This is a genomic window from cyanobacterium endosymbiont of Rhopalodia gibberula, from assembly GCF_003574135.1.
In the GTDB taxonomy this organism is placed as follows: domain Bacteria; phylum Cyanobacteriota; class Cyanobacteriia; order Cyanobacteriales; family Microcystaceae; genus Rippkaea.
This window is the reverse complement of sequence record NZ_AP018341.1, coordinates 2,800,852-2,821,124: the sequence shown is the minus strand read 5'-3', so window position 1 is coordinate 2,821,124 and position 20,273 is coordinate 2,800,852. Positions and strand designations below refer to the sequence as shown.

Sequence of the window (20,273 nt, the reverse complement as noted above, 5' to 3'; positions counted from 1 at the left end):
AATTAACTAGTGGAATACAAGGTTAAAACACTTTAGAGTTAAAAGTTGGTGCGATTTGGGAGCGATAGGTTCCCCTTTAAATAAACTTCAATTTATTATTAATACTTTCTCTACTCCAACACCCAATTGTTTCACAGCCTTTTGAGGATAATAGACAAATTTTTTTAACCCAAATCAGCTAATTGTAATAATCCTGATACCCTGTCTAAGTTTTTATCAAAAATTTTTCTAAAATTTTTTTTTAATTGGTGTATTTTGAGAGGGCTTCCTCAAATCTCTACTAACCTTTTAAATCTTAGTTAAAATATCTTTTTCTAAGCTTAGGAATATTTTGCTATTCCTCCAAATTTTCTTGTTTCTATAATTTCTAATATCAATCTCGAGAGAAATGACTTTCTCTGCCTAAGGCGAATCTCTCATACTTAAATTCATTATCTTCATAAAGTTTTCTGATGGTTAAATTATAATAAACACAAGTTGGTGTTTGGTTTTAAAATCTTATTCATTGAACTTAGTTGAGCATCTAATGTTATTGATATAAGTCAAGTAAAGTTATCGAGTTTAGTTTGATTTGATTAAAACACAAAACCTGCTATGGTACCAGCTATATAACTATAGTTTTTGATAAGCTTAATTATTAGTAATAATATTGGGTATTTATACTTTTTAATTTTAAATTACTGGTTCGAAATAATTGTTATTCAAAAGAAATAAATAAATCCAATACTATGAGTTAGTACTATTTTCAATCTTCTCTTATAAAAAGTACTCAGCTCTAAATATAGAATTTTATAAACTATAAAACTAGTAAATTAATTTTGTTTAAATTAAAAATTTATCAACTAAACCTCAAAGTTAAACTAAGCAAATTAACAACAAATAGAACTTAAAATGATTTCCTTAATGGTTACTAAACTATCTCTGATTTTTAAAAAATTTCTGACAATAAAGATTGTGTCCAGACTCTATCAAATTTGTATAAAAATTAAACGTTAGTATTATTTTAACGAAAATAAATTTATATTTTCTAAATATCAATTGAGTTTTTATTAAAAATAAAAACTCAATTGTAAAATCAGAACAAACTTGAACAATTTTTCGTTGCCGTTCAACGGGAAATATTTCCCATTTTTTCTGTTTTATACAAGAAATATCAAGCTATCAAAGCACATCCAAACAAAGGGGAATCCAGTAGTGAATCAATTTAAATTTCCATTCCTTCTTATTCAGCTTAGATGGCTAATTATTAGATTTATTTAAAGTTTTTACTACTTGTTTCTGAAACAGTTGATGATACAATAACAATTTACCTTCAGAGATTGATTTAAATTAACTACTCTAGATTAAGTTGATAGAAATCGTAAAAATTGGAAATCTATTTAAATTTAAAATAATGTTATAAGTTTATAAAAAAAATTAATTTTTACTTTAAATAAAAAATAAATGAATATATCATTTTATGAATTTAAAATAAAAATATTGCGTTATGGTTTAATTGTCTTTTTTAAAGATAAATAAAGAAAGTTTAAAGAATATAATACTGGGGATTTTTATTTCTAAAATTAAGTTAATATTTTAAGTCTAGTATCTCTAGATATAATAATTAATTATCACGTGTGATTTCTTTAAAAACTATTTTTTAAAAAACTATTTAGAGAACAATGTCTACGGAACTATCAGATTGGATACGCTTAGATAAATCTCTCTCAATTGAAGCAAAAAGCGGTTACACTGACATTCAGGGAAATAAATATCGCTTTAGTGAGTTTTTATGCCTTAATTTTGGTAAAACTCCTCCTCTAGGAACTCTTGCTAGTGATCGTAGTCGCTGGCAGAGTTTTGCAGTTAAATATGCTCAATATTCTCAATTATCTCTCTCTCAACGCCAGAGTTTAATCAGCAAAACTCGACAGTTTTTGCATGAACTTAAACTTTCGTTAGAAACTGCTTCTGAACCACCTTCTTCTAAATTACCCCGAACCGTTTCTGTGGTGCAAAAGCAAGCCTATCCCTGCAAAATTACTTTAGAGCAATCCCTTAGTACTTTAGTGGAAGTAGGCTATAAGAAAGGCGAATTACTAAAAAGACTAGGATTGTTTACCGTTAAAGATATACTGTTTTATTATCCTCGCGATCATATTAACTATGCACGTCAAGTGAACATTTCTCATCTCAATCCAGGGGAAACGGTAACAATAGTAGGAAGTGTGATAAAATGCACTTGTTTTACCAGTCCTAAGAATAAAAAATTGAGTATTTTTGAGTTGATTGTACGAGATAATACCGGAACAATTAAACTAAATCGCTTTTTTGCAGGAACCCGTTTTACTAATCGTAGTTGGCAAGAAAAACAAAAACGACTCTACCCTTTAGGCTCTATCATTGCTGCTTCAGGATTAGTAAAAAAGAATGAATATAACGTTACTTTAGACAACCCAGAAATTGAAGTTTTAGATGGGTTTGGGGCAAATATAGAATCGCTAAATATTGGGCGTATTTTGCCAATTTATCCTTTAAAAGAAGGTATTTCCACTGATTTAATTAGACGAGTTATTGTGAGTTGTTTAGGAGCAACCAAACAAATTAGAGATCCCCTTCCCATAGCATTAAGGGATCAATACGGATTAATTAAATTAAAAGAGGCGATTACTAATATTCATTTTCCTCAAACTACTGATCTTTTGACTCATGCCAGAAGACGGTTAGTTTTTGATGAATTCTTCTACTTACAAGTAAAATTTTTACAACGTCGTCAAGAACAAAAACAAATAAAAAACAGTGTATTTTTTATTCCAAAAGGGAAATTAATAGAAGACTTTAATAAATTATTACCTTTTACTTTAACCCGTGCACAAAAACGAGTAATTAATGAAATTTTAGATGATCTAAATTCATCAACTGCAATGAATCGCTTAGTACAAGGAGATGTAGGATCAGGAAAAACAATTATTGCTATATTTTCTATATTGGCAGCTATTCAGTCTGGTTATCAAGCTGCTTTGATGGCTCCGACAGAAGTGTTGGCAAAACAACATTATCACAAATTAGTATCTTGGTTTAATCTCTTATATTTGCCTGTTGAGTTATTAACTGGCTCAACAAGAATAGCTAAAAGAAGAGAAATTTATAGTCAATTGAGAACTGGAGAATTACCTTTGTTAGTGGGAACTCACGCCCTTATTCAGGATAAAGTCAACTTCCAAAGATTGGGGTTAGTAGTAATTGATGAACAGCATAGATTTGGGGTACATCAACGGGCTAAATTATTAGCTAAAGGTAAATCTCCTCATGTTTTAACTATGACAGCTACTCCCATTCCTCGAACCTTATCATTAACTTTACATGGAGATTTAGATATTAGCCAAATTGATGAATTACCTCCAGAAAGACAGCCTGTCCAAACCACAGTATTAATTGGCAAAGAACGCACCAAAGCTTATAATTTAATTCGGCAAGAAGTTGCTCAAGGAAGACAAGCTTATATTATTCTTCCCATGATTGAAGAATCAGAAAATTTAGATATTCGTGCCGCAGTAGAAGAACATAAAAAATTATCAGAAACTGTATTTCCTAAGTTAAATATTGGATTATTACATGGCCGTATGAGTTCAGTAGAAAAAGATGAAGTTTTAAATAATTTTCGAGATAATAAAAATCCAATCATTATTTCAACGACGGTAATTGAAGTAGGTGTTGATGTACCTAATGCAACAGTAATGTTAATTGAAAATGCAGAACGGTTTGGATTGTCCCAATTACATCAATTAAGAGGAAGAGTAGGACGGGGTTCTCATAAATCCTATTGTTTGTTAATGAGTAATAGTAAAACTCCTGATGCACGGCAACGGTTAAGTGTCTTGGAACAGTCCCAAGATGGTTTTTTTATCTCAGAAATGGATTTAAGATTTCGCGGACCAGGAAGCGTTTTGGGAACCCGTCAATCAGGGTTACCTGATTTTGCTTTAGCAAGTTTAGTTGAAGATCAAGAAATTTTAGTATTAGCCAGAACTGCTGCGGAAAAGATTATTATGGCTGATAGTCATCTAAGAGGAATGCCATTTTTGAAAAAAGAGTTAGAACAACGTTATAAAAAACTAATTGGAGTGAACATTTTAACATAATTACTATTGTATTAAAATATCTAAGAATTTAATGATACAGTCTTTTAATCTAATAGACTGTCGGTGATAATGTGCAGCCTTATTAGCAGCTTTGTTTTTATTAATAATTGTTATAGGAAGCAATTTATTGCTTGATATTGGGTTGTTAATAACAAGACTATTATGGGTAAGTAGTATTATTGGTATTACCATTGGAGATAGTACTTATTTTAATATTTTAAAATGTTTGGGACCTAAATAAACTTTACTAATGGAGACTTTTACTCTCTCTCTTGCTTATCGTAATTTTAGCCTTTATTTTTTTAAAATGACTTTTTTTAGCTTAGTTAGGTATTTTTTTAATGGTTTTAGGAGTTACTTAGATAGTAACAGAACAAGTGGATAATAACACTATTGATTTTATTAATTAGCAAGGAAAACTGATGTCTGGATTGCTTGTATAAGTCTGTCAGGCAATAAGGATTTTTTGTCTTACTTCGCTTTTAACTAAACTGAAATCAGCTCATTATGGAGTAACTTATTGGGGTTATTTGGAGAAACTAGTATTCTATAATTTTAGCTACATCAAAATATTGCTTTTTTGTTAAACTTTCTGCGCTTTAAACGAACTTTTATTATAGCAGAACCGGCTGTTTTTTCAGACATTTACTTAAGTATTTAGTTGTAATAAATTGCTTTAAATTTTACGGTGGTAGTGGTGGATCAAGCTATTACTAATACTGTCTAATATTCGTTATGTAGAGTTTAGTTAGTCCCGAAGATTAGGTCAATATTATTGCAGTAATTACACAGTCAATTACTGCAATAATATTGTTTTAAGTGATTTAAAATAAAAACTAATAAAAAGTTTGCTATAAAAAGTATTATTAATAATATAGTTAGCTTAAGTTGTAGGAACAATGTTTTTTAAGAAAAAAGATTATTCATATAAATATAAACATAATAAGAGATTTTTTTAAATAAAAATTTATATTCTAGAATATAAATTTTTATTTAAAAAAGTTTGAGTCGCCTCGATTCTTTGTTCACCAATAACCTAAGAAGCTGTATGACTTTCTACTTAACTGAGTTTAATATTGGTTAATAATATAGTTTTTTTGATAAAATTTAGAGACTAAGGAGTATTGATAGCAGTTTAATTTAGGGTAAAATTTTACATTTTAACAGTAGATATATAAGAAGAGTTATTTAGCTCAATTCACTTAACTTACCTAAATACAACAGCAGTTATAGGATAATTTTGAAAAAATCTGGGAAGGTGTAACTATGTAGAGTTAGCCCAAAAAAAGTTTTCCAAAAATTTATTTTAAGCAAGTAGTTTATATATACCTATTAATTCTAGATAATTAGACTTAGTCGGAAAAAGTGAGTAAAACTCCCTGTCACAAATGACTTAAAATTGTCGTGTACGATGTTCGGGGTTTGCCTAACAATTTTTTAATCGAAAATTAATGAAAAAGATTCAATGTGCTATTGCTTTAGGGAGTAATTTAGGAAATTCTTTCAAGATTTTAGAAAAAACTATCCAAATTTTCGACCAATTATCAGAAGTCTATCTTAAATCCCACTCCCATTGGTATAAAACTATCCCTATCGGACCTCCTCAACCAAATTATCTAAATGGTTGTGCTATCCTAGAAACCTATTTAGTCCCTGATAAATTGTTAGAAACCTTACTCAATATTGAACAACAATGGGGACGAGTACGCCGAGAAAGATGGGGACCAAGAACTCTGGATTTAGATTTACTATTGTATGGAGATTTAATTCTAAAAACTGATACGCTCCAAATTCCTCATCCCCGTATGACACAACGGGGATTTGTACTAATTCCTTTAGCAGAAATTTCTCCTAATTGGGTGCATCCTGTAAGCAAAAAGGAGATCATCCAGCTCCTTGACGAGGTAAACTGTTCTGGAGTCAGTCTTTACCAACCCAACTAACTGAATATGCAAATTTATGTCTGTCTTCAATGAATCTCCTACCTATCTACGGCAACGTCTGTTTTATAGGGGGCGCAAATTTAATTTTGACGTTCATTCCCTACGTTTACATAATGGGGTTGAGGTAGACTGGGAATGCATTCGTCATCCAGGAGGAGCGTTGGCTGTTCCTATTACATCAAAGAGTGAACTGGTCTTGGTTAAGCAGTATCGTTTTGCTGTAGAAGGACGATTGTTAGAATTTCCTGCTGGGATTATAGAACCAGATGAAGAAGCATTAGAAACTATTAAGCGTGAAATTCAAGAAGAGACGGGATATCGTGCTAATACCTGGCATTCTTTGGGTAAATTTTCTTTAGCCCCTGGTTATTCTGATGAGTATATTTATGTTTTTTTAGCACAGGATTTAGAAAAGTTAAAACACCCTCCTGGACAAGATGAGGAAGAACATACTGAAGTGGTGTTAATGACGTTTTCAGAATTTGAAACAGCTATCTTAAAAGGAGAACCTATTGATGCTAAATCCATTAGCAGTTTTTTGATGACCCGACTATTTCTAGATAAAATCAATGGCTAATTTGATTATTTTTTGGCACCGTAAAGATTTACGAATCTCTGACAACATTGGCTTATCCAAAGCCCGTCAGCAAAGCTCTAGGGTTATTGGAGTATTTTGTTTTGATACTGATATCTTAGAACGGGATGATATTGCACCTGTAAGGATAACTTATATGATAGGTTGTCTAAAAGAATTAGAGCAAAACTACCGAAAATTAGGTAGTAAACTACTCTTTATTCAAGGAAATCCCAGTCAAGTGATCCCCCATTTAGCAGAAAGTATTCAAGCTGAATCAGTATTCTGGAATCGGGATGTTGAACCCTATAGCAAAAAAAGAGATCAACAAGTTATTGAAGCTCTAGAAGAAAAAGGGATTAAATCTCAAAGTTATTGGGATCAACTATTACATTTTCCTGAAGAAATAATGAATCAATCAGGATATCCTTATAAGGTTTATACTCCTTTTTGGAAAAATTTATCACAACAAGAGAAATCTTCTATTCCTAATCCTTTAAATAGTCTGGAAGGATTAACTGAAATAGAACTAGAACAAGTAAAAAAAATTGGTACTATTGAGTTACCATCGGCTACAGAACTAGGGTTCAACTGGGGTAATCGTTTGGTACTCTCACCAGGAGAAACAGCAGCTCAAGAAAGATTAGAATTTTTTTGTAATTCCGCAATTAATTCTTATGAAGAAAACCGAAATTTTCCAGCTATTGAAGGAACTTCCCAACTAAGTGCTGCCCTAAAGTTTGGTGCGATTGGCATTAGAACTGTTTGGCAAGCAACAGTTAGTGTCTATGAAAATAGTCGTAGTGATGAAACGAGAGAAAATATTGAAACTTGGCAAAAAGAGTTAGCTTGGAGAGAATTTTATCAACACTGTTTATACTTTTTTCCTGAATTAGTAGAAAGACCTTATCGAAAAGAATTCGAAGTATTTCCTTGGGATAATAATGAAGATAATTTTCAATTTTGGTGTGAAGGAAAAACAGGATATCCTATTGTAGATGCGGCAATGAGACAGTTAAATGAAACAGGATGGATGCACAATCGTTGCAGAATGATTGTGGCTAGTTTCTTAACTAAAGACTTAATTATTAATTGGCAATGGGGAGAAAAATACTTTATGCAAAAATTAATTGATGGTGATTTAGCTTCTAATAATGGGGGATGGCAATGGAGTGCATCGACAGGAATGGATCCCAAACCATTGCGAATTTTCAATCCTGCAAGTCAAGCACAGAAATATGATCCTGATGGAGAATATATTCGTCGATGGTTACCTGAATTAAATTTTCTTGATACGGAATGTTTAGTAACAGGAAAAATTTCTCCCCTGGATTGTCATAGTTGTGGCTATCCTCAACCAATTGAGAATCATGAACAACAACAAAGAGAATTTAAAAAACGATATAAGAAAGTTAAAAATTTATAATTTGTGATACTTATTTGGCTAAATTATCTAAATAAGTATCACAAATTATTTCTTCAATAAAGAAGAAAGTAGCTGATGAATTGTGTTTAGATCGATTTCATTGAAAATTTTAATTTCTAATTGAGAATGTAAACGTAAAAGGAAGATAATTATATTTATTTTTTATACAGACTTATATTCTAGAAGTCTATATAATAGAAAAGGGATTACATCGAATAAAAGCCCACTGGGTTCTAGAGAAATATTTGAAAATTAATATAATTTAGCTAAGGCAGTTAAACAAAGTATCAATTAAAGCAATATAAATTTAAATTAAACTACTTCAATATAGAGGCAGCAATAATTTATGTTTTTAATGTTTATTTATAGCTATTGGCTTAAAAATATCATTATTGGCTTTCAAAGATTTTCTTGGGAAAGAGTTTAATAGAGTAAGAGTAACACTGTCAACATTTTTTTTAAAAGTAGATAAACTATCATACCCACTGTCAAAGGTAAAAGTAGCCTCTTGAGTAACATCTTCAGCAAGACTTACAACAAGGTTGTTCAATTTTTCTAAATTTTTAATTCCACTTTTCTAAATTCTTGGTTCCACTTCTACCCAGTAATTTCCTTTGGAGCGTGTCTAATAAATAGAATTCAATCCTTTACTATAAACTTCGAATGAAAACGATTTTTCTAAACAGTTTCTGGCTAATCGAACACTTGTTCTAACTACTCTACATCGATTAACCTATATTACTATTGATAAGGAACTGATGGAAAATAGGTTAGGCATAACGCAAAGTAAGCTCAACTTCTGATTTGGAGATATTCAAGTTATTTTGATATTTTTTGCCTGCTTTCTACTGCTTTATATTCTGAGTTCTCTTTAAAAGAAGAGCTAAAGCAATGATATTAATAAATTCAATAAATACGTTTATCATCATTGCATATATCGTGTTAGTTAACATATATATAAACATGTAAGGTTTTTCGTAACGATATAATAAGAGAGATTATATTAATATTCTAAATATGCAGAAGATATTTTGAGTTTCTCTGTTCTTATTATCAAGTTGTCGGGAGAATAGGTTCCTGCTTATGATGAAATTGGTGTCTTATTAATTAGTTAAATATACCAATTACAAAAGTTTTGGTAATAGAAATTATAGAAAGAAAAGGTTACATTTTTGGAAAACAAATAGGGCAGTATCTTGATGAATTTAAAGTAGTTGATTTTGCTAGCTATTTAATGAATATTAAAAAATTATTGGTCTCGATAGAATATTTTTTTACTAAAAATTATCTATATTAGTTAATGTAAAGGTCTGCGATTAAAGGATGTAATTCTCTTCTTACTTTAACTGGCGCTGTTTCTACGATAAAAATACCGCTCAAAGAAGATTAGCGTTCTCAATTTGAGTTTAAATCGGAGAATGCCAAAAGGAAATGTAGCTAAAGCAGTGGAGATTAAAGAGATCACTTTAGTAGGTTCAATGAGTGGGACAAATCCTAATTATGATCTTAATAATATTGGCGAGGAAAAAATCTTAATTTGGAAACGCAAAGCAGGAAAGTATTTGATTAAATCAGGTATTGGTTATGCAATTATTCATGCAGGAGGCCTACTCAATAAGCCAGGTAGACAACGAGAATTATTAACTAGTCACAATGATTAATTATCAACTGAACTTCTTGATAGTATTGCAACTTTTATATTTGCTCAAACTATAGAGAGATTATAAAGTCCTAGTTTACTAGTGATTTTAATTGAGCTGGGAGTGGCAGAAATTTTTAATCGTCTCAATTTCATGAAGAACCCCATTAAACCATTTTTTAAAAATTTTGCTTAAGTTAGTATCTGTAATAACTGAATTAACAAATTCTTGCCACTGAGAGTCGTCATTTGGCAGTATAAGTCCATATTTTTTACAATTAAAAGGCATTTTTGGTACTAAAACGTACTCTTTCCCTAGATTTAATTCTTGTAAAATGACTTCACCAATTAACAGAATGCTATCACTAGCAAAAGCATCAATTTTTTCTCCTTGCAAAGCTTGTATACCTCGAAATCTTCCTGTAATTCCTTGGAATTTTATAATATTAGCTGCTGGATACTTTGTTTCTATTAACTGTTGACTACCTGTATTATCAAGAACTCCAATATTAACTCCTGCTAAGCTACCACTTAAATTAATATTATTATGTTTTTTTTTATTGATTAGAAGTTGAGTACCTGTTGAGAGAAAAGAATTAGAAAATATAACATTTAATCCATAAATTTCACGAATTACATTTGGTCCACACTCTAAATGAATTATGCCATCATTAACTAGTTCAAATCGATTTAAAAAAGTTGACTTATATAATCTCACTAGGATAACTTCTTTATTTAATTTTTCTTTTAACTTTTCTCTCAAAATATAAATAAAATCCAAACAAACTCCAGCGAGATTATTATTTGAATATCTATAACCAAAAGGAACTGCATCTTCCCTTATTCCAATTTTAAGTAACCCTGTATGAACAATTTCGTTGAGAATTGATTTAGATTGTGCCTTTACTGATATGGAAAAAGATAGAAGTAAGGTTAAAGTGCTCAGAAATAGCAGGTTTTTTGAATTCATTTTTTTATTAGATGAGAGAAACAACCAAAAAATTTTTTATACCCAAGAATCTAAAATATCTTTAAATAAAACCTCATCAATCCAGGTTTTAGCAACAACAGTTAGAGGGAGAGCTAATAACAACCCTAATAAGCCAAAAGATTGAGCAAAGAAAATCTGTGCCATTAAAGTAACAGCAGGTAATAGAGAAACTTGTTTAGCCATAATCGTTGGTGTTAGCCAATAACTCTCAATATTTTGAATAATGAAATACCAGATTAAAATTGCCCAAATTTTCCAAGGCTCATCTAAGAGAGCAACCATAATAGGGAAAATAACGCTAGAAGCCGGTCCAATATTGGGGATGAAATTAAGTAGTCCAGCTAACAATGCATGTACTAATACCAACTTAACTTGCAAAACTAATAAACCAACTCCACTTAGAATGCCAATAAATAGACAATTAATAGTAATGCCCATTAGCCAATTTCCCAGAGCAATCTCTGATAGATTTAGAATTTCATCAACTCGACGACGATAAAAAGATGGAAAAATTTTTAATAAAAAATCCCGATATTCTTGAGGATTAATTATCATCATAATTGTTAACACTAATACAAAAAATAATTGGAAAATTGCCGCTACTGAGTTAGAAAAAAAAGCAAAAAAATTGCTGAATATTTTGGCGAATAAAGGCTGTAATTGTTCAATAAAATTTATCAGAGAAGAAGGAGTAACAAGCCAATCTGACCGAAACTGTTTTTGTCCTAATAGAATTAAATTTTCTCGAAGTTTTTCCCAAACTATGGGGCTCAATTCTAGAAATTTATAAAATTGTCCAATAAAAGGTGGAACAATTAATAAGAAAAATAGACTAGTCAATAAAGAAATGACTAAAAGAATAATCACAACAGCCATATTGCGTTCGATAACCATTCTTTTAACCTGGAATTGTCTTAACCATTTAACAAGTCGGTTAAGTGCAGTAGCAAATACAACTGCTGTAAATACTAACAATAAAAGTTGACGAATTTCCCAGAGAATATAACCGGAAATTACTAAGCTAGAGAGTCCAAGCCATTGACCAAGTTTCACAGATTTATTAGACTAATATATCTACATTATTGATTATTTTAATCATAAAATTCAACCGGAATTTGATCAATGTCAAAAATCTGGACATGTGGGCAATAACCATAAACTTTCCCTTGTATTAAAAATAATAATAGAGAATTTTTTATTTAACATAAATTTTTTTACTAGTAATTTATTACTTAATTTTTTTTACAATTATTTTAAATAATAACATAACTTTACATAAGATTTTTTTAAAAAGGAAAACAAAAAATAAGTCCTGTTTAAGATTAGTTAATCTAAATAGAGGTTAACAATGATAATAAGGAATAAAAAATACTGAAGATATTCTCGTTTTGTATCATTTTATTTTCTGTATATAAAAACTGATCAAAACAGTTTGAAAAACTACTACTATATCTAAATTATACCAACAATTAGCTCAGAGAATATAAAATGTAGACAATTATCATTATCAGCAAGTCCCTGATAATTTAACTTAAGTAACTAATTTAGAGGATACTTTAATTGTGTTTTAGTTCACATCAAATTAAATAATATTGATAACGACTTATTTAACTCAGTCTATCACCTCAGACAAGGTTAATGAGATAAGCTGTCATAATGGTAGCTGTCTCTATCCTAAAAATAGGAATTATCAAATTACCATTAACTATTTCACGTAAGTAAGAAATAATTGGTTTGAATTCTGGTCTGCCCTACACTTAGTCTTAATCGGGGAAAAGTTTACTATAAACTTGGACTGATACGAGCTGCTTTCTACAATTTACGGACTGCCCTTAGTTAGTTAAAAAGGCAACATAGATATGGTAAGCTGTTGTCGAACTTTAGTCTCAATCCATTAGTTGTAAAAAATTGTTAAACAATCTGGCTGCAGTCTGATTTTGTGAACTATGCCTAAACCTAGAACTTCCATACAAATAAGGAGTTTGCTATAGTTTGAACAGCATAAATGACTAAGGAGAAACCTGCCGTGAAGAAAACATTATTATTCTTTGCTTTGTCCTTGAGCATCTTAGGAATACCAGCAAAAACTCTAGCCCATGCAATGCAGACTAATTATGTATTTTTAGAAGAATTAGAATTTCAGTCGTTTTATAGTGATGGAGAACCCGCTAAAAATGCTAATGTTTTAGTCTATGCCCCGAATAATCCCGATAAACCTTGGATAGAAGGGAAAACTGACGAGCAAGGTCGTTTTTCCTTCCTACCCGATAATTCGATTCCTGGCAACTGGGAAGTGGAATTTGAACAGGAAGGCCACGGGGATATTTTAACAGTTCCGGTCAGCGAAAAAGGAGTCGATCCTGACAAGATTAGTCAGTCCGAAAAAAAGGACACTCACTATCTTTCTCTCAATCTTTGGCAATCTCTTTTGATTATTAGTGGGGTTGGAGCTATTTGGTTTCTTTTCCGAAAAAAATATTAGACCTTGCTATATTTTAATTGTTGAAGCTGCACTAACCACCCTTGATAATTATCAAAAGAGATAACTCAGCCATTTACTCATAATACTTATGATAGGAGCATAATCAACTATCCCCCTATCCACTAGGTGTTAGGTCTCTCTCGGCTGCTACTAACTATGAGTTTGAGTCAAGTTAATTAACTTCTACATGGTGAGCAGCTCCTGTTTTACAAACAATCGTTTCATGATCATCCTCAAGCTTGATTTCAGGATTTTTTCCGGGTGTGGTAATTAAACGTGCACCCTTGCTATCCGTGAAATAACTCCACGCCCACTGAATCATGACAATTAATTTATTGTCAAATTCAAGTAGGTAGAATACATGGATAAACAACCAGACAAACCAAGCGAGAAAACCAGATAGTTTCAACCACCCCATATCAACAACAGCTTGGTGTTTTCCAATCACCGCTAAGTTTCCCCAGTCAGTATATTTGAAAGGAGATAAAGGACGGCCTTGGAGACTATTGCGGATAAAACGCGCTACATATTCCCCCTCTTGCATGGCAACGGGGGCAATACCAGGCAAAATACCACCCTTTTTGTCAGGATAATGGGCTAAATCTCCAATAACAAAGATATTGGGATACTCGGATAAACTGAAGTTAGGTTCAACCATAACCCGTCCGGCTTTATCTAGTTGAGCCTTAGCACAATCTGCTAAGGTCTTAGCCATAGCAGATGCTTTCATCCCTGCTGTCCAAAGAACTGTACGAGTGCGAATTTGATCGATAGTTTCGCCCTGACTGTAAGTTACCAGCTGACCTTTAATGTCAGTAACTCTTGCGCCAGTTTTGACTGTCACCCCTAACTTTTCTAAGGATTTCTGAGCTTTAAGGGAGAGATGAGGAGGATAAGTGGGTAAAATATACTGAGGACTTTGTAAGAGTACGATTTCAGCTTGGGAAGTATCAATATTACGAAAATCCTCTTTTAGGGTTCCATGAGCTAGTTCAGCTAAGGATCCAGCTAATTCTACCCCAGCCGGACCCCCACCCACTAAGACAAAGGTTAACCAGTCTTTTCTTCTTTCAGGGTTAGGTTCTTTTTCAGCTGACTCAAAGGCGATAAATACCCGCTGACGAATTTCTAGGGCGTCTTCAATAGTTTTTAGTCCGGGAGCTTTTTCTTCCCAGTCATTGCCAAAGTATTGATGGGTTACTCCTGTCGCCACGATCAGAGAATCATATTCAATTTCTCGGTAACGGAGTTTCACCGTTTGTTTTTCGGGATCAATAGTGGATACTTCTCCCATTAGTACTTCCGTATTTTTACTCTTACTCAACACAGCCCGTAAGGGAGAAGAAATATCAGCCGGGGATAATCCTCCCGTAGCTACTTGATACAGCAATGGTTGAAAAACGTGAAAATTACGTTTATCAATCAGGGTGACTTTAACGGGGGCTTTGGCAAGTTTTTGAGCAGCATAAAGTCCCCCAAAACCACCACCAATAATCACAACATGATGAAGGTCAGTTTTATTTTTTTGTTGATTAACCATAAGTTCTTGTCTCTTGAGTTAGGTTAGTTTGGAAAAATTTTAGAAATACTGAATACTCAAACAAAACCGACACATCTTAAATCAAGATTGTTTAAACAATCTTGATTTAAGATGTGTTTGAGATTAAAAATTCCATTGAAGTGATTCTTTGGAGTGTTGGTTAGTGCTAGGTTTGTACTTAACTCTAACATAATAGCCTAATTTATTTGAAAAGAACTTAAAGTATAAGTTAATACTATTTAATTATTAGAAGACTGATTTATTACCAAATATTTTGATTTATCTTCAGTAGAATGTTAAGATTTATTGATATTTAAAACAAAAACTAGATAATGTTAAGTTGAAAGATTTGGGTAATTGCTTATCGATCAAATTTGTGATAACCATCAGCAAAATTTAAGCTAATATGGTTGAATTCTAAGTTAATTTATCAGTCTTCTTAGATTTTTTTTTATAAATTCATGTTTTTTTAGCATAAATTGAGGTGATACTAATCTATTTTTATAGTTGTTTGCTACTCTTTATTAAGTTAGAATAAACAAAGAAAATCAAAAGATAATTACTCTAATTATCTTTTGATTTAAAAGTAACTTTATGTTGATAGTATTTAAACTAAAATTTAGTGCCCTTTTAGTGCCCTTATTTTTTAAAAAATTTAGTTATTGTTGAACAACTTTAAGTTAGTAAAAATATATAACAAAATAATTACATCATCTTTTTTGAAGAGTGCATATCTGATGTAATTTGTCAATTCACAATTTCTGATTAACAAAATTAATGCAACAGAAAAACGTCAGATAATTAAAATACAAAATTTTGACTGTATTTTAATCAAATCTTAAAGAAGAAGACAAGCATTATACTATTTTCTTGTCAATTAAAAAGTCATAAAAGATACAAATATTTTTTTATAAATCTCATATATTCATTATGGAACAACTAAAGAAATGTACTGACAGGTGAAGATCTGCCAAGAAAATGTTTATGTTTAATTATCTTCCACCTTTAAATGACCATAATTTACCCTATCCCGATACCATTCATCCCATCGTTGTACATTTCGTTATTGCAATGGTTTTGTTTGCTTTTTCATGCGATGTAATTGGTTACTTCACTCGCAACACTCGTTTATATGAGGTAAGTTGGTGGAATATGTTGGTTGCTACCGCTTCTATTTTTATAGCTATTATTTTCGGTCAATATGAAGCGGGGTTAGCCCAACCTTATGAAGCAGTACAACCTGTATTACATCTTCATACGTTGATTGGTTGGTCATTGTCAGGAATCATTGCGGGAATCACGGGGTGGCGTTATGTAATTCGCTCAAAAACCCCCGAAAAGCTGCCAGTTTCTTATCTAGGATTGGTATTAGTTCTAGTGACAATTGTTGGTATTCAAGTCTATCTCGGAGACGAATTAGTGTGGGTATATGGACTCCACACCGTCCCTGTTGTTGAAGCCATTAAGGAGGGAGTTTTACAATAATGAATCCTGAAGTAATTGATACATTCACGGCTGATTTGGGCGCAAATGGACTTCCTTATTCAGTCCCTATTCATCCTAATCTAGTTCATCTGACTATAGGATTGTTTATAGTCGCCATTGCTTTTGATACCCTGGGAGCAATGTTTGGGTTCCAAAAACCTGTGTTTAAATTCTTTGCGATTCCCGCTACCCGTAGCAATTTTTTTGATGTCGGTTGGTACAATCTTTTAGCAGCCTCGATTATCACTGTTTTCACAGTAGCAGCCGGATTTTACGAGATGATGTTAGCCAACCCAATCACTGATGTTGAAAGTGCTTGGGGACTTAGTGCAATGGACACCATGTTGTGGCATGGTGTAGGGGGAGTATTTCTCCTTGCTTTCATGATTGGAATGACTATCTGGAGAGGATTCCAACGGTTTCTCTGGCGTAGAGAAAGAACCATCCAAGTGCAGTGGGTTTATTTAGGGGTGGGTATCTTTATGCTATTTCTGTTGTTCCTTCATGGAACCTTGGGGGCGCAAATTGCTGCAGAATTTGGGGTCCACAATACAGCTGACCAATTGTTAGAATCAGGACAAGAGTCTAAGTTATTGATGTCAGAAGTCAACTCCCCTGAAGGGTATAAATCAAAATCATGACGTTTTTGAGTAAAACTTCTATTAACTAAGGATTACTTTTATTGTTCTGGATATTTATTAATTATGAAACTTCGCAATATCTTATTTTTGATTGTTTATGCGATTGCCCTAACATTGATTAGTCTTTGGATGGGAAAAGTTTCTTATTCTTGGTTTCCTCCTCAAGCTTCGGCAGAATCTCTATTAATTGACAAATTGTTTGCTTTTCTCGTGACTTTAGGCACTTTTATTTTTTTAGGAATTACTGGAGTAATCATCTACTCTGTTATTTTTCAACGAGCGGCTAAATATGATTATAGTGATGGACCTCATATTGAAGGAAACGTTATCCTAGAAGTTGTTTGGACATCCATACCCATTCTTTTGGTATTTTGGTTAGCGGGATATAGCTATCAGGTTTACGATCAAATCGCTATTCGCGGGTCAATGGAACTGAACCCCTTACCAATCGTTTCTGGACAAACTGCTACTGTTATCCCAGAACCTAGTCAAGCCATTGAAGTGGTTGCAGAACAATGGTCTTGGGTATTTCGTTATCCTGAAAGTGATGTAACCAGTACGGAATTGCATCTTCCCGCAAACCAGAGAGTTCGTTTGACATTGAAATCAAAAGATGTACTGCATGGCTTATACATTCCAGCTTTTCGAGTTAAGCAAGATATCGTTCCTAACAAAACCACTGACTTTGAATTTACTCCCATTAAGGAAGGGAAATATCGCTTAAGAGATTCTCAATTTAGTGGAACTTATTTTGCCACGATGCAAACAGATGTAGTAGTGGAGTCCCCTGAAGCTTATCAAAAGTGGTTATTTGAAGCAGCAAAACGCAAACCGTCTCCCGCAAATAATGTTGCAGCTTCAGAATATTTCCAACAAACAGAAAAAGCATTTAAAACTGGCTGGCCGACAATTGTTCCAGCAGAACCGCCAGTAGTCAATTATCCTACCTAATCTGGGTTCGTGGTTCGCAGTTGAAAATATCCCCTCGGTTTTTTCTTCTTTTATCGAGCATTAGTATTTGTAACCAGCATCAAATGATTATAATTAGCCGCATTCTATGTCAGGAAGAAATACATGACAGATCGTAAAGTAAAAGACACAAACATTGTTACAGACAGCTCCCCGGACCTATCTGCCAGAAATTGGAGAAGATATTTTAGCTTTAGTACAGATCATAAAGTCATTGGGATTCAATACCTAGTTACTTCTTTTGTTTTCTTCCTCATTGGTGGAACCTTCGCCATGGTCATTAGGGGGGAATTAATTACCCCGGAAGCAGATTTAGTTGATCGAACTTTGTACAACGGAATATTCACCATGCATGGCACTATCATGCTGTTTTTGTGGACATTTCCCTCATTAGTCGGGTTAGCTAACTATTTGGTTCCTATTATGATAGGGGCAAAAGACATGGCTTTTCCTCGTCTTAATGCGGCCGCTTTTTGGATGATACCCGTGGTGGGAATATTAATGTTAGCCAGCTTTTTTGTTCCCAGTGGATCAGCTCAGGCTGGTTGGTGGTCTTACCCTCCAGTTAGTATTCAAAACCCCACGGAACAGTTGATCACAGGACAGGTTCTCTGGTTGTTAGCAGTGGCTATTTCTGGAATCTCCTCGATTATGGGAGCGGTCAATTTTGTAACTACTGTGGTAAAAATGCGCGCCCCTGGAATGACCTTCTTTCGGATGCCAATTTTTGTTTGGGCAGTTTTTAGCGCGCAAATTATTCAATTATTTGGCTTACCAGCCCTCACCGCAGGGGCAGTGATGTTACTATTTGATGTCACTGTAGGAACCAGCTTTTTTGACCCCTCTCGAGGAGGAAACCCGGTCTTATTTCAACACTTTTTCTGGTTTTATTCCCACCCTGCGGTATATGTAATTATCCTGCCCATCTTTGGTATTTTCTCAGAAATTTTCCCGGTTTATTCCCGTAAACCTTTGTTTGGGTATAAAATTGTTGCAATTTCTTCATTACTCATTGCTGGGGTTAGTGGCTTAGTTTGGGTACACCATATGTATGCTAGTGAAACCCCAGGTTGGATGCGGATGGTGTTTATGTTGTCTACCATGTGTGTGTCAGTTCCCACTGGAATTAAAGTGTTTGCTTGGGTAGCTACTATCTGGGGAGGGAAATTACGCCTTAACACCCCTATGTTATTCGCTTTGGGGGCGTTGATTATGTTTATTTTTGCTGGGGTAACGGGCATTATGTTGTCAGCAGTCCCCGTGGATATTCATGTGAATAACACCTATTTTGTTGTAGGACATTTCCATTATGTCCTCTATGGAACAGTCACGATGGGAATGTATGCCGCTATTTATCATTGGTTTCCTAAAATGACAGGGCGAATGTATCATGAAAGTTGGGGACAGGTACACTTCTGGTTAGCTTTTATTGGTACGAATTTAAACTTTTTACCCATGCACCCTTTGGGGTTACAGGGAATGTTACGTCGGGTAGCTTCTTATGACCCTGAATATACTTTTTGGAACGTGGTAGCGAGTTTGGGGGCATTTTTACTAGGAATGTCTACATTGCCTTTTATTGTCAATATGGTTAGTTCTTGGATGCAAGGACCGATCGCCTCTAATAACCCTTGGCGTGCTATTGGGTTAGAGTGGATAATTTCCTCTCCTCCTAGTGTAGAAAATTTTGAAGATATTCCTGTGATTGTTTCTGGTCCCTATGGTTATGGTAAATCAGATCCATTAGTTGCTAATGAGGAAGCAATGATTAGGATGTAGTAAATAGTTAACAGTTAATAGTTTTCGATTGTTGCTATTAATTTCTTATTCCCTGACTTGAAAATTTGGAGAGTATGATGTACAGTTCGGTTTCTTCAGAACAATTGCATGGGGCAATAGAAAAACATGGACACGATTCAGAGGGCAATAGTCTCTTTGCCTTTGTCGTGTTTCTTCTATCAGAGAGTATTATTTTCCTCAGTTTTTTTGTCGGATATTTTGTCTACAAAACTACTGCAGTTGATTGGCTGCCGGCAGGAGTTACAGGATTAGAAATTAAGGAACCTGCAATTAATACGGCGGTTTTAGTGTCTAGTAGTTTTGTTATCTATATTGCTGAAAAGTGTTTAGAAAACAGTCGATTTTGGGCTTTTCGGTTTTTTCTGTTAATGACTATGACCATGGGAAGCTACTTTTTGATTGGACAAATGCTTGAATGGAGTAATCTAGAATTCCGCTTCACCTCTGGCGTATTTGGGGGAATGTTTTATCTCCTAACAGGATTTCATGGGTTGCACGTTCTCATAGGTGTTATTTTACAAACTTTGATGTTGGGTCGTTCTTTTTTTCCAAAGAATTACGAAGGGGGACACTTTGGCGTGATGGCAACCTCTTTATTTTGGCACTTTGTTGATGTTATTTGGATTATTTTATTTATCTTAATTTATCTATGGCAATAGGTA

General features: G+C 33.2%; 15 protein-coding genes. 11 read left to right on the top strand and 4 right to left on the bottom strand.

All coding sequences use genetic code 11. The features are described 5' to 3' along the window. Positions 1 to 1,661: 1,661 nt before the first annotated feature. From recG to RGRSB_RS09160, 4 genes are all read left to right on the top strand, one after another. Positions 1,662 to 4,121 carry an ATP-dependent DNA helicase RecG gene (gene recG, locus RGRSB_RS09175; RefSeq protein ID WP_119260788.1) on the top strand — a complete coding sequence of 820 codons (2,460 nt, stop codon included), beginning with the start codon at positions 1,662 to 1,664 and terminating at the stop codon, positions 4,119 to 4,121. A 1,451-nt stretch (positions 4,122 to 5,572) separates the two neighbouring features. Beyond that, complete coding sequence (gene folK, locus RGRSB_RS09170; protein WP_119260787.1) at positions 5,573 to 6,064, top strand: 2-amino-4-hydroxy-6-hydroxymethyldihydropteridine diphosphokinase; 492 nt, start codon at positions 5,573 to 5,575, stop codon at positions 6,062 to 6,064. Positions 6,065 to 6,080: 16 nt separating this feature from the next. Next, positions 6,081 to 6,641, top strand: coding sequence for an NUDIX hydrolase (locus tag RGRSB_RS09165; RefSeq protein WP_119260786.1), 561 nt, complete (start codon positions 6,081 to 6,083; stop codon positions 6,639 to 6,641). Beyond that, positions 6,634 to 8,064, top strand: a complete 1,431-nt coding sequence (locus tag RGRSB_RS09160) for an FAD-binding domain-containing protein (RefSeq protein WP_119260785.1) — start codon at positions 6,634 to 6,636, stop codon at positions 8,062 to 8,064. Before RGRSB_RS09165 ends, RGRSB_RS09160 begins: the two co-directional genes overlap by 8 nt. Positions 8,065 to 8,416: 352 nt before the next feature. On the opposite strand, the gene RGRSB_RS09155 is transcribed toward RGRSB_RS09160, so the two are convergent. Then, positions 8,417 to 8,614 carry a hypothetical protein gene (locus tag RGRSB_RS09155; RefSeq protein ID WP_119260784.1) on the bottom strand — a complete coding sequence of 66 codons (198 nt, stop codon included), beginning with the start codon at positions 8,612 to 8,614 and terminating at the stop codon, positions 8,417 to 8,419. Positions 8,615 to 9,482: 868 nt separating this feature from the next. Between RGRSB_RS09155 and RGRSB_RS09150 the strand changes: the two genes are divergently transcribed. Next, the gene (locus RGRSB_RS09150) at positions 9,483 to 9,725 is read left to right on the top strand and encodes an NAD(P)H-binding protein (protein ID WP_119260783.1); all 243 of its coding nucleotides are present in this window, start codon (positions 9,483 to 9,485) and stop codon (positions 9,723 to 9,725) included. A gap of 87 nt (positions 9,726 to 9,812) precedes the next feature. Here RGRSB_RS09150 and RGRSB_RS09145 read toward each other — a convergent pair whose 3' ends face one another. Next, positions 9,813 to 10,673 carry an amino acid ABC transporter substrate-binding protein gene (locus RGRSB_RS09145; RefSeq protein WP_119260782.1) on the bottom strand — a complete coding sequence of 287 codons (861 nt, stop codon included), beginning with the start codon at positions 10,671 to 10,673 and terminating at the stop codon, positions 9,813 to 9,815. Between the two features lie 36 nt (positions 10,674 to 10,709). Continuing rightward, on the bottom strand, positions 10,710 to 11,747 hold the full coding sequence (locus tag RGRSB_RS09140) for an AI-2E family transporter (protein WP_119260781.1): 1,038 nt from the start codon (positions 11,745 to 11,747) through the stop codon (positions 10,710 to 10,712). A gap of 952 nt (positions 11,748 to 12,699) precedes the next feature. On the opposite strand from RGRSB_RS09140, the gene RGRSB_RS09135 reads away from it, so the two are divergent. Then, complete coding sequence (locus RGRSB_RS09135) at positions 12,700 to 13,176, top strand: carboxypeptidase regulatory-like domain-containing protein (RefSeq protein ID WP_119260780.1); 477 nt, start codon at positions 12,700 to 12,702, stop codon at positions 13,174 to 13,176. 172 nt (positions 13,177 to 13,348) lie between these two features. Here the strand turns inward: RGRSB_RS09135 and RGRSB_RS09130 are convergent, their stop codons facing one another. Next, complete coding sequence (locus RGRSB_RS09130) at positions 13,349 to 14,716, bottom strand: NAD(P)/FAD-dependent oxidoreductase (protein WP_119260779.1); 1,368 nt, start codon at positions 14,714 to 14,716, stop codon at positions 13,349 to 13,351. Positions 14,717 to 15,700: 984 nt separating this feature from the next. On the opposite strand from RGRSB_RS09130, the gene RGRSB_RS09125 reads away from it, so the two are divergent. The 5 genes from RGRSB_RS09125 (at position 15,701) to RGRSB_RS09105 (ending at position 20,270) form a co-directional block, all read left to right on the top strand. Further along, positions 15,701 to 16,201 (top strand): DUF2231 domain-containing protein, encoded by a 501-nt coding sequence (locus RGRSB_RS09125; protein ID WP_119260778.1) that lies wholly within the window; start codon positions 15,701 to 15,703, stop codon positions 16,199 to 16,201. Next, entirely contained in the window at positions 16,201 to 16,842 is a 642-nt protein-coding gene (locus RGRSB_RS09120; protein WP_119260777.1) for a DUF2231 domain-containing protein, read from the top strand. Before RGRSB_RS09125 ends, RGRSB_RS09120 begins: the two co-directional genes overlap by 1 nt. Before the next feature lie 63 nt (positions 16,843 to 16,905). Beyond that, entirely contained in the window at positions 16,906 to 17,793 is an 888-nt protein-coding gene (locus tag RGRSB_RS09115) for a cytochrome c oxidase subunit II (RefSeq protein ID WP_119260776.1), read from the top strand. A 123-nt stretch (positions 17,794 to 17,916) separates the two neighbouring features. Beyond that, positions 17,917 to 19,590, top strand: a complete 1,674-nt coding sequence (locus tag RGRSB_RS09110; RefSeq protein ID WP_172582090.1) for a cytochrome c oxidase subunit I — start codon at positions 17,917 to 17,919, stop codon at positions 19,588 to 19,590. Positions 19,591 to 19,667: 77 nt separating this feature from the next. Then, positions 19,668 to 20,270 (top strand): cytochrome c oxidase subunit 3, encoded by a 603-nt coding sequence (locus tag RGRSB_RS09105; RefSeq protein WP_119260775.1) that lies wholly within the window; start codon positions 19,668 to 19,670, stop codon positions 20,268 to 20,270. The last annotated feature ends 3 nt before the right edge of the window (positions 20,271 to 20,273 follow it).

Excerpts from the sequence above, each read along its gene's own strand:
- recG (WP_119260788.1), top strand. The coding sequence starts at position 1,662 with ATGTCTACGGAACTATCAGATTGGATACGCTTAGATAAATCTCTCTCA.
- folK (WP_119260787.1), top strand. The coding sequence starts at position 5,573 with ATGAAAAAGATTCAATGTGCTATTGCTTTAGGGAGTAATTTAGGAAAT.
- RGRSB_RS09165 (WP_119260786.1), top strand. The coding sequence starts at position 6,081 with ATGTCTGTCTTCAATGAATCTCCTACCTATCTACGGCAACGTCTGTTT.
- RGRSB_RS09160 (WP_119260785.1), top strand. The coding sequence starts at position 6,634 with ATGGCTAATTTGATTATTTTTTGGCACCGTAAAGATTTACGAATCTCT.
- RGRSB_RS09150 (WP_119260783.1), top strand. The coding sequence starts at position 9,483 with ATGCCAAAAGGAAATGTAGCTAAAGCAGTGGAGATTAAAGAGATCACT.
- RGRSB_RS09145 (WP_119260782.1), bottom strand. The coding sequence starts at position 10,673 with ATGAATTCAAAAAACCTGCTATTTCTGAGCACTTTAACCTTACTTCTA.
- RGRSB_RS09135 (WP_119260780.1), top strand. The coding sequence starts at position 12,700 with ATGACTAAGGAGAAACCTGCCGTGAAGAAAACATTATTATTCTTTGCT.
- RGRSB_RS09130 (WP_119260779.1), bottom strand. The coding sequence starts at position 14,716 with ATGGTTAATCAACAAAAAAATAAAACTGACCTTCATCATGTTGTGATT.
- RGRSB_RS09125 (WP_119260778.1), top strand. The coding sequence starts at position 15,701 with ATGTTTAATTATCTTCCACCTTTAAATGACCATAATTTACCCTATCCC.
- RGRSB_RS09120 (WP_119260777.1), top strand. The coding sequence starts at position 16,201 with ATGAATCCTGAAGTAATTGATACATTCACGGCTGATTTGGGCGCAAAT.
- RGRSB_RS09115 (WP_119260776.1), top strand. The coding sequence starts at position 16,906 with ATGAAACTTCGCAATATCTTATTTTTGATTGTTTATGCGATTGCCCTA.
- RGRSB_RS09110 (WP_172582090.1), top strand. The coding sequence starts at position 17,917 with ATGACAGATCGTAAAGTAAAAGACACAAACATTGTTACAGACAGCTCC.
- RGRSB_RS09105 (WP_119260775.1), top strand. The coding sequence starts at position 19,668 with ATGTACAGTTCGGTTTCTTCAGAACAATTGCATGGGGCAATAGAAAAA.